Raw genomic sequence first — 11,678 nt, 5'->3', positions numbered from 1 at the left:
ATAAATCGGTCGTGAAGTGCATTCACCTTGTGGGTGAGCGGTGACGCCCCCGGGTGAGTGGCGTCCACGGGCTCGCGCCGACGATGCAGGACCGACTTAAGATTCTCTAGAGTACACAAATTTGTCAGTTGAGATAACATGGAATTACTTAGATGGAGGTTGCTTCGTGCGAATTGGGCTAGCGATGGCACAGTACGGTACGTTCGCCTCGGTCGACTCGGTCAAACGAGTTGCTTGCGAGGCCGAAGCCATCGGCTACCAGAGCGTATGGGTCGGTGACCGCGCTATGGTGCCAATTGCACCCAAAGATGCTTACCCTAGCCTCGACGGATTGATTCCCGACGAGCATCGCAGATTCCTTGATCCGCTCGCAGTGCTTTCCGGCATCGCGCTGATAACCAGCCGGGTCCGACTGGGCACAAGTACACTGAATGCGCCATGGTATCCACCGCTCCTTCTGGCCCGCTCACTCGCAACGATTGATCTGCTGAGTGGTGGTCGGCTGGACGCTGGGTTCGGCTTGGGTTGGTCCACCGAAGAATATGCGGCTGTCGGCGTACCGTGGGCTGAACGGGCAGGGCGCCTGGAGGAGACTCTTGATGTGCTTGAGGAAGTCTGGACCCGTGATCCCGCATCTCATGAAAGCTCGCGCTGGCCGATCCCACCGTCCTATGTCCATGCCAAGCCGGTGCAGCGACCGCGACCACCGATCTATCTTGGCGGCTTCACCCCAGCGGCATTGGAGCGGGTCGGTCGCCGTGCCGACGGCTGGCTCGGGGTCGCGATGCCATTCTCGGATCTACTGGGATTGTGGAACATCGCTCGGGTATCGGCTGAGCGCGTTGGGCGAGATCCCGACGGGCTACGCCTGGTGTTGCGTGTGAACGCCACCGTCACCGAATCGCCGGCACCGGCGAACATGGTCCCCTATTCGGGCACCGTGGAGCAGATTGCCGACTATCTGCGGTCAGCGGCCATGGCGGGTGTGCACGAAGCGTTCCTCGATCTCCAGCTCGGCTGTACTAATGGCGATCAGTTGCTGGCACTTGCGCAGCGTCTGATTCGCGCGCTATGAGGCGGTCCGGTTAGGGAGGACGTGCAACGAATGCTTCTGCGGTCACACGAACGGCACCGACCTGGGTCGTCAGGTCGCGTTGAGACGCATGGCCAGGTCATCGAGGCTCTTTGCGTGCAGCTCGAATGCGTCGATCGCACTGGGAGGGTCCCCGACGGGGCGTTCGACGTAGGCGGTCCTCATGCCCACAGCCTGCGCGCCTCGAAGGTCCCAGGCATGGGCGGCGACCATGAGCAGGCGGTCCGGCGAGCAGCCTGCGTTGGCGATCGCGAGTCGGTAGACGGCGGGATGGGGTTTGTAGTTGTGCGCGTCTTCGGCCGAGAGCACCTGGTGCCAGCGAAGCCCGGCGTGCGCGCTGATGCGGGTGAGCGCTGAGCGGCTGGCGTTCGACAACCCGACCACCGGGAACCGCGAGGCGATCCGGTCCAACGCCGGGACAGAATCCGGCCACGGCTCCAGCCGCTGCCCGGAGGCCGCCAGCGAGCGAACCGCGTCCGCGTCGCTGACACCGGCCTCGGCCGCGACGCGTGTCGCCGCCTCGAGGTCGATCACCGTGCTGTCGGAGTAGGGGCGACGGCCCGCGAGAACCTCCTGCTGTTGCTCGTCGACATGCCGGTACCACACCTCGACAAGCTCGCTCGTCCTCGCGTCGTCGATGTCTGGGAGCAAGGTTCGGATGCCGCGTCTGATCCCGCTTGGCTCATCGACCATGGTCCCGAGAATGTCGAAGACGATCACGTCTATGTCGGGGTGTGAACTCACGAGAAGCGCTCCTGGGGTGGACGGCAGACGCGGTCAAGCAAGGTTCCGGGCGCGGATCACCGTACCGTCCTCCATACGGCACTCGATGATGTGCGAGAGCATGCTCGCGTACGACTCGAACGCGGGATAGACCGATTCAGTGCCTGGCCTGCCCGCGTAGCGGTTGTCCATGATGTCCTCGTCGCACAGGTCGACGATGCGTCCGTTCGCAGGATCGCGGAGGTCGGCGGCGAGCAGGTATTCCACCCCGGTCGTGGCGGACAAGATCGGGTAGCACTCGGCCCCCGTCATCAGCCGGTCACGGTCTTCGTCTTGCAGATAGCCGAAGAAGCGGTCCTCGTACCACAGGTCGATGAAGCCGTCGTCGTCATCCGTGTCATCCGCGCGTGGGCTGAGCCAGTCGTCGAAGTCGTCGAAACGGATCTGAACGTCCGGCCCCAGGCCGGACAGCGTCTGCCGGACCTCCCACAGCCAAGGCGGCAGTACCACCGCGTTGCGTAGCTCCAGGTGAGCCAGAAGAGCCGCGTCGTCGCGGTAGAAGGTGAGTCCGGGAAACCTGTCCACGAAGACGCGAAACGCGGCCTTGTCCACCTCGGGCAGCGACGAGCACTCAACCCAGTTCACGGCTTCAGCGGCTGAACCGATCACGCGGTGTGCCGGATAGTCGAACTTGTCGCTGATGATGTCTGGAATATCGGTGGATGGGGAGTCTGGGGCGATGTCTGGACCCTCGGACATGGCGCGCCTACCTTGCTTGACCGGCACAAATACGGATGAACGATCGAACTTTTCAAACCTCACTAAGGTGCGCAACTGCTTCCAGGAGGCCTTGCCATGCCTCTTCCGTGTCGAGGGAACGGTCATGAGGTGCGCGGAACCAGTCGACGTAGCTGGACACCTCTTCGAGATCCCAGCGGAGTGGGTAGAGCGTGAGGGCCGAGGCGTTGACGGTGTGGCCAGTGGCCTCGGCGTACCGCTCCAGGTCTTCTGGGCTCTGCGCGACCGACCACAGGTCGCGTTCAGGCGGTGCGAGGCCGACCGTGTCCCAGTCGATCAGCAGGTAGCGGCTCTCGCACTGCAGGAGGTTGCCCGGGTGCGGCTCGCCGTGGGTGAGGACGGGTGCGCCGTCGCTTCTTCTGACGTCTTCGACCAGCCGGTCGAACTCCTCCACTCGTCGCAGAATCGCGGGGGCATGCGTGGACAGCAGGGTTCTGGCAGGTTCGGTGAACGGCCCGGACGCCCAGCGGATCGCGTCGTTGAGAGCGCTGTGCAGGAGGCCGCGCATGGATAGCTCGAGGTCGAGAACCGGCACCGATGCCGGCGGCGCCTGTCGATGCAACTCGGCGAGCAGTTCCAAAACGGCGCCGCGTTCGTGCGCGGTCCGGGGCTGGTCGAAGTCTCCGGGAACCCCGTCCACGAAGGGAAAGACGCTGAGGGCGTACCGAGGGCCGAGTCGGCGGACGGTTTCGCCGCCGGCGGCCCGCAACGGGGCCACCACGAAATCTACGCGCCCCTCATCACGCAGGGCTGCGGCGGTGTCCATGGCCGCGCGTAGGCTCCGCAGCGCGGCGTGTGAGTCCTGCTCGCCCTTGAGCTCCAGGTCCGCGACGGTGACGAACCACTTTTCTCCGGCGTCACCGACCGCGATCCAGTGATGGTCACCGAAACCGACCGGGGCATACTCCACTGAGGTCGCACCGATTCCCCACTCACCCAAAGCTCGGAGCAATCGCTCCTCGTCGAGATCTTCCGGCTGCGTCCTCACTCCGATCACGTTAGGTGCCCATGGTCGGCTCCGCACCGCAATATTCACTCGACCGCCCGCTACTGCCGCCGATGGCCGTCGGGGTGGCGGTCGTCTTCCAGTCCCCGCGTGCGAGGTGGCTTTTGCTGGAAGTAGCCGTGACTCAGCGGACCGCCGTCACGCTCTCCCGTTCGAGGAAGCGGGCGGCGACGACGGTGCGGCGGCCTCGGCGGGTCGCGTCCAGCGGGCTGGAGCGTCCCATCTGGGTGAAGAGCTGTCGGCGGCGGCGCGGCCCATGTCGTACGACGGCTGTACGTCGACCGAGATCCGGGGTCGTACGAGCGTGGTCCACTCCAGGTCGTCGAAGCCGTCAGGGAGAGCTCGTCGGGGATCGCGATGTTCCGCTCGGACACTAGCTCGAACGCGCTTTTCGTCATGTAGCCGTCGGCGGTGAACAGCGCGGTCGGGAGGGCGTTCGGTGTCGAGCATCGTCTCGACCGCGTGCTCGCGGCGCTTCGGCTCGTCGTGCGGGACCAAGGCGATGAGGTCGCGGTCCGCGTGGATCCCCGCTGCGGACAATGCCCGCAGGCAGCCCCGCACGCGCTCCAGGGACGGCCGGGCGGGGCCCGCGACGCTCGCCCGGACGTTGCCGATCCGCAGAGTGGGGGGCTCTTCGGGTCGGACCGAGCCGAGGAAGGCGATGCGGCGGTGGCCCAGGCCGATGAGGTGGTCGATCGCGGCGGCGGTGGCCGTCTCGTTGTCGGCGACGACGCTGTCGATGCCGCCGTCGCTGAGCCGGCGGTCGAGCGTCAAGGCTCCGTTTCGGCTCTGGGGCTCGCGCGGCTATTCCGCGCGGCTCGACAGGTGGCTCTCCTTGAGGAGCGCCTTGTGGATCTTTCCGACGGGGGTCAGCGGCACGTCGGCGGTGACGACGAACTGGCGGGGCACCTTGTAGTCGGCCAGTCGCTCCCGGCAGTAGGCGGTGAGTTCGTCGACAGTGGGCGGCTCGGCTCCCGGTCGCGGCACGACGTAGAAGCGGCCGACCTCCCCGAGCACGCCATCGGGCACGCCGATCCCGGCGACCATGGCGACCTTCGGGTGCGTGGCCAGGACGTTCTCGATCTCCACCGGATAGACGTTGAAGCCGCCCTGGATGTACATCTCCTTCTTGCGGCCGCGCAGCACCAGATGCCCGTCCGGCTCCATGGCGACCATGTCCCCGGTGGCCAGCCAGCCGTCGGGCAGGAAGACCTCGGCAGTCTCCTCGGGCATGTCCCAGTAGCCGGCGGTCACGCAGTCGCCGCGGACCTGGAGTTCGCCGGTCTCGCCCGGCGGGAGGACCACCTCACCCGGACCGACGACGCGGGCCTCGAAGTCGCCGATCATCACGCCCAGCGTGCGGGCGACCGTCCCGGGATCGTCGTCCGACCGCGAGATCACGCACGCTCCGGAGGACTCCGAGAGCCCGTACAGGCCGTACAGCCGTGCCCCGGGGAAGCCGCGGCGGATCGCGTCGGCCAGCGCCGGCTCGACGTTGGACCCGCCCGCCAGACAGACGCGCACCGACGAGACGTCGTGGTCGGCGAAGTCCTCCCGGCCGAGCATGAGCACGTACATCGTCGGCACCGCGCCCAGGAAGGTCACCCGGTGGCGCTCGACCGCGCGCAGCGCCGCCTGCGGGCCGAAGGCGGGCAGCAGCGCCACCGACCCGCCGCTGACCAGCGCGGCCATGAGTGTGCAGGTGATGCCGGCGACGTGGTTGAACGGCAGGTGCCCGAGCAGCACGTCGCGGTCGCTCATCCCGCAGTGGTCCGCCTGCGCCGACGCCGAGGCCAGGATGCCGTGGTGGGTGATCATCGCGCCCTTGGGCCGCCCGGTCGTGCCCGAGGTGTAGAGGATCATCAGCGGGTCCTCGGGGACCACCGTCGGGCGCACCGCCGCGAGCAAGGCCGCATCGGCCGGTGTCGCGGTGAGTTCGTCGAACGAGGCACTGCCCGCGAATCCGCTGCCGAAGAACACGTAGTCGCCGACGTGGGGCAGCCGCTGCCGGAAGCCCTCGAAGAACGCCGCGAAGTCGAAGTCGGGCGTACGGTCGAGGCAGATGACCATCCGGGCGCCGCTCTGGCCGAGCATGTACGACAGCTCCCGTTCCCGGTAGCGGACGTTGAGCGGGACGACGACGGCGCCGATCCGCGCCGCGCCGAAGAACGCGGCCAGCCACTCCGGCGTGTTCAGGCCGAGCAGGCCGATCCGGTCGCCGCGCCGGATCCCGCGGGCCAGCAGCCCGCACGCGACCCGGTCGGTCAGCTCGTCGAACTCGGCGAACGTGATGGGGTCGTCGCCGTCGTACAGGAACGCCTTGCCCCGTACCGCCGCGCCCTCGAGCACGGCTCCGACCGTCATCGCCCGCATGGTGCTCCTCCTCGACCGATCTCACTCAACGATCACTGATCGGGGACGGTCTGCCAACGCCTCGCCACTTCGGGTGAAGGCGCCGTGTCACTTTAGCGGCGAATGCCGGGCTTTATCGATCTCCGTCGCTCGTCGGCCGGAAGAGCCCCGCATGTCGAGCGATTCACTCGAAGCGGCTTCCGCCGGCCGCCTCGTCGAAGATGAGCCACGTCCGCGTCGACCGTACGCCCGGGACCGCGTGGATCCGGGCGATCACGACGTCGCGGAGCGTGACGTTGTCGGGCGTGCGCACCAGCAGCACGAGGTCGACGTCGCCGCCGACGAACGCCATGTGCTCGATGTACGGCACGTCGCGCAGACGGGCGGCCACCTCGCGCCACGAGTGCTGCTCGATGGTGAGGAGCACGTACGCCGAGGTGCCCAGCCCGGCGCGTACCGGGTCGATCCGGGCGGTGAATCCGGTGATGACGCCTTCGGAGATCATCCGTTCGACGCGCGTGTAGGCGTTGGAGCGGGAGATGCTCACCCGCTCGGCCAGGGCGCGCATGGACAGGCGGCCGTCGGCCTCCAGCTCGCGGAGGATCGCCCGGTCGATGTCGTCGAGCGCCGCCGATCGTCCGGCGGGACGAGGGTGCGCCGCCGCCTCGAACGACAGATGGTCCATCAGCCGTCCCTATCTGAGCAATGCGTTCCTGATTTGGCCTGGCATCTGTTCTTTTGGCCCTGTTTCGAACGATATTCCTACCACTGGTCGAGCAAGGAGGGTGGGGCCGTATGACCGAGCGACATCATGACGGCGGCCCGGAGGCGCTGCTTCCCTCGGCGCAGCCGGTCCGTTTCCTGACCGACACCGGAGCGGCGGTACGAAGCCGTCCCCGCTATCCGCTGCCGGACTCCGAGACGCTGCGACAGGCGTACCGCGCCATGGTCGTCGGGCGCCGGTTCGACGCCCAGGCCACGGCGCTGACGAAACAGGGACGCCTCGCCGTCTACCCGTCGAGCCACGGCCAGGAGGCGTGTCAGGTCGGCGCCGTCCTCGCCTTGGAGGACGGCGACTGGCTGTTCCCCACCTACCGGGAGTCCGTCGCGCTCGTGACGCGCGGCATCGAGCCCACCGAGGTGCTCGCGCTGCTGCGCGGCGACGCGCACTGCGGCTACGACCCGAACCGGCACCACGTGGCGCCGCAGTGCACGCCGCTGGCGACCCAGACCGTCCACGCGGCCGGTCTGGCGTACGCCGAGCGGCGCAAGGGCAGCGGCCGGATCACGCTCGCCTGCGTCGGCGACGGCGCGACCAGCGAGGGCGACTTCCACGAGGCGCTGAACTTCGCCGCCGTGTTCAAGGCGCCGGTCATCTTCCTGGTGCAGAACAACCAGTACGCCATCTCCGTCCCGCTCGACCGGCAGACCGCGGCGCCCTCCCTGGCCCACAAGGGCGTCGGCTACGGGGTGCGCTCGGAGCGGGTCGACGGGAACGACCCGGTCGCGGTGCTGGCGGTGCTGTCCGCCGCCGCGGAGCACGCGCGGTCCGGCCAGGGACCGTTCCTGGTCGAGGCGCTCACCTACCGACTCGAGTCGCACACCAACGCCGACGACGCGACCCGCTACCGCACCGACGCCGAGGCGGAGGAGTGGCGTCGGCGCGACCCCATCGCCCGTCTGGAGGCGTACCTGCGCCGCCGCGGCCACCTCGGCGACGACGACGTCACGGAGGCGGCGGCCGCCGCCGAGGAGTACGCCGCCCGGCTGCGCACCAGGATGAACGCCGACCCGGAGCTCGACCCGCTCGGGCTGTTCGACCACGTCTATGACGTCCCGACCCCGCAGCTGGGCGAGCAGCGGGAGTCGCTCCGCTCCGAACTCGAGGCCGAGGAGGCGCTGACTTGACCGGTACGACCACCATGGCGCAGGCCCTGAACGCCGCGCTCCGCGACGCCCTCGCAGGCGACGAACGGGTCGTGGTCTTCGGCGAGGACGTCGGCCCGCTCGGCGGCGTCTTCCGCATCACCGACGGCCTCACCGCGGAGTTCGGCGACGACCGCTGCTTCGACACGCCGCTCGCCGAGGCCGGCATCGTCGGGTTCGCGGTCGGCATGGCGATGGGCGGCTTCCGGCCTGTGGTCGAGCTGCAGTTCGACGCCTTTGCCTACCCGGCGTTCGAGCAGATCGCCTCGCACGTGGCCAAGATGCGCAACCGCACCCGCGGGCGGGTCGAACTGCCGATGGTGATCAGGATCCCGTACGCCGGCGGCATCGGCGGCGTTGAGCACCACTGCGACTCGAGCGAGGCCTACTACGCGCACACCCCGGGGCTGAAGGTCGTCACGCCCGCGACGGTGGACGACGCGTACTCCCTGTTGCGGGAGGCGATCGACGACCCGGACCCCGTCGTCTTCCTGGAGCCCAAGAAGCTGTACTGGGCGAAGGCGCAGGTCACCCTGCCGGCGCGCACCGAGCCGTTCGGCCGTGCCGCCGTCCGCCGCCCCGGCGGCGATGCGACCCTCGTCGCCTACGGCCCGACCGTCCCCGTCGCGATGGAGGCGGCCGAGGCCGCCGCCGAGGAGGGGTGGGATCTGGAGGTCGTCGACCTGCGGACGATCGTGCCGTTCGACGACGAGACCGTCACCGCGTCGGTGCGTAAGACGGGCCGGTGCGTGATCGTGGGGGAGGCCGCGGGCTTCGCCGGAGTGGGCGCGGAGATCGCGGCGCGCGTCCAGGAGCGGTGCTTCCACAGCCTGCACGCCCCGGTGCTGCGGGTGACCGGGTTCGACATCCCGTACCCGCCGCCGATGCTCGAACACCATCACCTGCCGAACGTCGACCGGATCCTCGACGCGCTCGACCGGCTGCAGCGCGACGACCGGCCCGACACCCGTTTCCTCCCGCTGGGCGGTGCGGCGTGAGCGAGGTGGTCTTCCGGCTCCCCGACCTCGGCGAGGGCCTGACCGAGGCCGAGATCACCGAGTGGCGCGTCTCCCCAGGGGACACCGTCACCGTCGACCAGAACGTCATCGAGGTCGAGACGGCCAAGGCCGCGGTCGACGTCCCCATCCCGATCGCGGGCACCGTGGCGAGGCTGTACGGAGGGGTCGGATCCGTCATCGGCGTCGGCGAGCCCCTCATCGCGGTGACCGTCGAGGACCGACCCGCCGCCCCGGAACCGGACGCCACGGCACCGCCGCCGACGGCGGGCCCGTCCGCCCGCGACGAGCGGTACCGCGAGGAGGAACGCGCCGGATCGGGCAACGTCCTCGTCGGGTACGGGACGGGTACGGCACGCCGATCGCGCCGCCGCCGCGCCGGACGCACCGGGTCCGTGCCGCCCCGCCGGGCGACCGGACCGGTTCCCGGCCCTCGGGTGTCCGTGGTGAGCGGGCAGGTTCCCGCGGCCCCGCCCTCAGCGGCGGCCGGGCCGGTTCCCTCGTCCCGCACGTCCTCCGTGCCCCCGGCGTCCACGGCGGCCGGGCCGGTTCCCTCGTCCCGCACGTCCTCCGTGCCCCCGGCGTCCACGGCGGCCGGGCCGGTTCTCGAGGCCCCGGTGACCACGCCGGGCGGGCCGGCGCCCGCGGCTTCGGCCCCCGTCACGGCCGCGCGGGCGGAGGCTCCGCGCGTCATATCACCGGTGGTCCGCCAGCTGGCGCGGACGCACACCATCGACATCGCCGCCCTCACCCCCAGCGGTCCCGGTGGCGTCGTGCTCCGCCGGGACGTCGACGCCGCCATCGCCGCGATCACGTCCGGAACGGCTCCGGCGGCCACTGTCAGGTCCGCGTCGGCGCCCGGCCTGGCCGTCGCACCAGAGACGCCGGAACGGCCGGCGCCTGATCAGGAAGCCCCCGTCCGGGTGCCCCTGCGGGGCGTGCGGCGGACCGTCGCCGAGAAGCTCTCCCGCAGCCGGCGTGAGATCCCGGACGCGAGCACGTGGGTCGACGTCGATGCAACGCCGCTGGTGGAGCTCAAGGCCGATCTCGACCGAGCTCTCCCGGACGCCCGCATCGGCCTGCTGGCGCTGTTCGCCCGGATCTGCGTCGCCGGGCTGCGGAGGTTCCCCGAGCTGAACTCCTACGTCGACACCGAACGTCAGGAGATCGTCCAGGTCCCGCAGGTGCACCTCGGCTTCGCCGCGCAGACCGACCGGGGCCTCGTCGTGCCGGTCGTCCGCGACGCGCACCGGCTCACGCTCGCCGAGCTCGCCGCCCGGCTCCGAGAGCGGACCGAGGACGCGCGCGCCGGCCGGCTCGGCCCGCAGGACCTCACCGGGGGGACGTTCACGCTCAACAACTACGGCGTGTTCGGCGTGGACGGCTCCACCCCGATCATCAACCACCCCGAGGCGGCCATGCTCGGCGTCGGGCGGATCATCGACCGGCCCTGGGGGTACGAAGGGGAGATCCGGCTGCGCAAGGTCACGCAGCTGTCGTTCACGTTCGACCACCGGGTCTGTGACGGAGGCGTGGCCGGGGGATTCCTGCGCTTCATCGCCGACTGCGTGGAGCGACCGGAGCTCATGGTCGCCCATCTGTAGCCCGCCGCAGTCTGCCACGGCATTCGCCCCGGCACCGCGTCCGCGGCGCCGGGGCGAACAGGCGTCTTCGGTCAGTTCCCCCACACCTGGGTGGGTTGCAGGTAGGCGGTGCTGTAGGTCATGCCTTCGCCGCCGGGGCCGCCATTGGTCCACGGACCGAAGGGGTCGTTGACGATCCACTGGCCATCGTCGGTGTAGCCCTTGATGAGGACCATGTGACCGGCGCTGGTCATGTTGCCGGCCACGACGACCAGGTTGCCGATGTCGATCTGGTGCCTGACCCACGCGGCGTCCCAGCCGTTCTCCTGGGCCCAGCCGGTGTGGCGGTTCAGGTAGTCGAACAACCGGCTCCAGACGTTGCCCAACTGCGGGTCGTACATCCAGCCGTGCGCACCGGCCCACGCGCCGTTGCCGGAGTAGTCGGGTGCGGTCCGGTTGAAGGTGGTCCCGTTGTAGGTGTAGGCGTCGGTGACGTACCGGCCGTAGTTCGTGACATGGGTGCCGCCGTAGTTGACCGTGATGGGCGACGCGGCGAGCTGGTAGCCGGCGAGGTCCATGACGGCACTGGTGGAGGCGCAGGACCCTCGGCCGTCGAACGCGTCGCGGGTGTCGTAGATCTGGTTCACGAACGCCGCGGAGTTGGTGCGCGCCATGGGGCGCACCACCCGGGGCGCGAGGCCGCTCGCCGCAGGCGCCGTCGCGGTGCCCTGGGCGATCGCCGCGGCGTTCACGGTCTTGTCGCCGAACCGGTCGGAGGCGACTCGCAGGACACCGCGGTCGACTCCGGCGAGCCGGAAGTCCGATGACAGGCCGGTCACCGCCCGGGTCCGCCGGCCCGTCGACGCGTCCGCGAGGTAGGTTCCCGCGACGCTGTCAGCCTGCCGCGCGGCGGCGGCGGGCGCGGTTCGCACCTTGTCGGCCGGGCGGTCCAAGCTCACAGGTTTCTTGGGGATCTGTGATGTTGCATAGCGGGGCTCTGACCCATCAGGAGTGGGTCAGAGCCCGTAGCGGTCACTGGAAGGTGTCGAGTTGCTGTGGTTGCACAAGATGGCGTAAGCGAGGTGCACTCGATGGTGCTTCGCCGGTAGGCGGTGGATGTCCTGAAGGCGCTGATCTCGCTCGGATTTTCGAATCGCCGAGCGGACTGCGGATACGGATCG

At 69.4% G+C, this 11,678-nt stretch carries 11 protein-coding genes; 4 read left to right on the top strand and 7 right to left on the bottom strand.

Features of this window, described 5'->3' with window-relative positions; genetic code table 11:
* Window positions 1–184 precede the first annotated feature (184 nt).
* Window positions 185–1,075 carry a TIGR03619 family F420-dependent LLM class oxidoreductase gene (locus tag ABEA24_RS10960; RefSeq protein ID WP_425551161.1) on the top strand — a complete coding sequence of 297 codons (891 nt, stop codon included), beginning with the start codon at window positions 185–187 and terminating at the stop codon, window positions 1,073–1,075.
* A gap of 69 nt (window positions 1,076–1,144) precedes the next feature.
* Here the strand turns inward: ABEA24_RS10960 and ABEA24_RS10955 are convergent, their stop codons facing one another.
* From ABEA24_RS10955 to ABEA24_RS10930, 6 genes are all read right to left on the bottom strand, one after another.
* Window positions 1,145–1,837, bottom strand: a complete 693-nt coding sequence (locus ABEA24_RS10955) for a haloacid dehalogenase type II (protein ID WP_345430582.1) — start codon at window positions 1,835–1,837, stop codon at window positions 1,145–1,147.
* A 33-nt stretch (window positions 1,838–1,870) separates the two neighbouring features.
* Window positions 1,871–2,575, bottom strand: coding sequence for a hypothetical protein (locus ABEA24_RS10950; RefSeq protein WP_345430581.1), 705 nt, complete (start codon window positions 2,573–2,575; stop codon window positions 1,871–1,873).
* A gap of 52 nt (window positions 2,576–2,627) precedes the next feature.
* Window positions 2,628–3,524 carry a phosphotransferase gene (locus ABEA24_RS10945; RefSeq protein WP_345430580.1) on the bottom strand — a complete coding sequence of 299 codons (897 nt, stop codon included), beginning with the start codon at window positions 3,522–3,524 and terminating at the stop codon, window positions 2,628–2,630.
* 234 nt (window positions 3,525–3,758) lie between these two features.
* Window positions 3,759–4,394, bottom strand: a complete 636-nt coding sequence (locus ABEA24_RS10940; RefSeq protein WP_345430579.1) for a type 1 periplasmic-binding domain-containing protein — start codon at window positions 4,392–4,394, stop codon at window positions 3,759–3,761.
* Between the two features lie 30 nt (window positions 4,395–4,424).
* Window positions 4,425–5,984: a class I adenylate-forming enzyme family protein gene (locus ABEA24_RS10935; RefSeq protein ID WP_345430578.1), complete on the bottom strand. Its 1,560-nt coding sequence runs from the start codon at window positions 5,982–5,984 to the stop codon at window positions 4,425–4,427.
* Between the two features lie 172 nt (window positions 5,985–6,156).
* On the bottom strand, window positions 6,157–6,657 hold the full coding sequence (locus tag ABEA24_RS10930) for an Lrp/AsnC family transcriptional regulator (protein WP_345430577.1): 501 nt from the start codon (window positions 6,655–6,657) through the stop codon (window positions 6,157–6,159).
* 110 nt (window positions 6,658–6,767) lie between these two features.
* Between ABEA24_RS10930 and pdhA the strand changes: the two genes are divergently transcribed.
* From pdhA to ABEA24_RS10915, 3 genes are read left to right on the top strand one after another with little or no spacing between them, the layout of a single operon-like run.
* Entirely contained in the window at window positions 6,768–7,880 is a 1,113-nt protein-coding gene (gene pdhA, locus ABEA24_RS10925) for a pyruvate dehydrogenase (acetyl-transferring) E1 component subunit alpha (protein WP_345430576.1), read from the top strand.
* Window positions 7,881–7,894: 14 nt separating this feature from the next.
* A complete protein-coding gene (locus ABEA24_RS10920) occupies window positions 7,895–8,896 on the top strand; it encodes an alpha-ketoacid dehydrogenase subunit beta (RefSeq protein ID WP_345430642.1) in 1,002 nt (333 codons plus the stop codon).
* Window positions 8,893–10,518, top strand: coding sequence for a dihydrolipoamide acetyltransferase family protein (locus ABEA24_RS10915; protein ID WP_345430575.1), 1,626 nt, complete (start codon window positions 8,893–8,895; stop codon window positions 10,516–10,518). The genes ABEA24_RS10920 and ABEA24_RS10915 overlap by 4 nt, the downstream gene beginning before the upstream one ends.
* A gap of 71 nt (window positions 10,519–10,589) precedes the next feature.
* Here the strand turns inward: ABEA24_RS10915 and ABEA24_RS10910 are convergent, their stop codons facing one another.
* Window positions 10,590–11,456, bottom strand: coding sequence for a C39 family peptidase (locus ABEA24_RS10910; RefSeq protein WP_345430573.1), 867 nt, complete (start codon window positions 11,454–11,456; stop codon window positions 10,590–10,592).
* Window positions 11,457–11,678: the final 222 nt, after the last annotated feature.

The sequence above is a fragment of the Actinoallomurus vinaceus genome (assembly GCF_039542055.1).
In the GTDB taxonomy this organism is placed as follows: Bacteria; Actinomycetota; Actinomycetes; order Streptosporangiales; family Streptosporangiaceae; genus Actinoallomurus; species Actinoallomurus vinaceus.
This window is presented reverse-complemented; position numbering and strand designations above follow the sequence as displayed.

Coding starts and splice junctions, on each gene's coding strand:
- pdhA (WP_345430576.1), top strand. CDS start 6,768: ATGACCGAGCGACATCATGACGGCGGCCCGGAGGCGCTGCTTCCCTCG.
- ABEA24_RS10935 (WP_345430578.1), bottom strand. CDS start 5,984: ATGACGGTCGGAGCCGTGCTCGAGGGCGCGGCGGTACGGGGCAAGGCG.
- ABEA24_RS10930 (WP_345430577.1), bottom strand. CDS start 6,657: ATGGACCATCTGTCGTTCGAGGCGGCGGCGCACCCTCGTCCCGCCGGA.
- ABEA24_RS10960 (WP_425551161.1), top strand. CDS start 185: ATGGCACAGTACGGTACGTTCGCCTCGGTCGACTCGGTCAAACGAGTT.
- ABEA24_RS10920 (WP_345430642.1), top strand. CDS start 7,895: ATGGCGCAGGCCCTGAACGCCGCGCTCCGCGACGCCCTCGCAGGCGAC.
- ABEA24_RS10950 (WP_345430581.1), bottom strand. CDS start 2,575: ATGTCCGAGGGTCCAGACATCGCCCCAGACTCCCCATCCACCGATATT.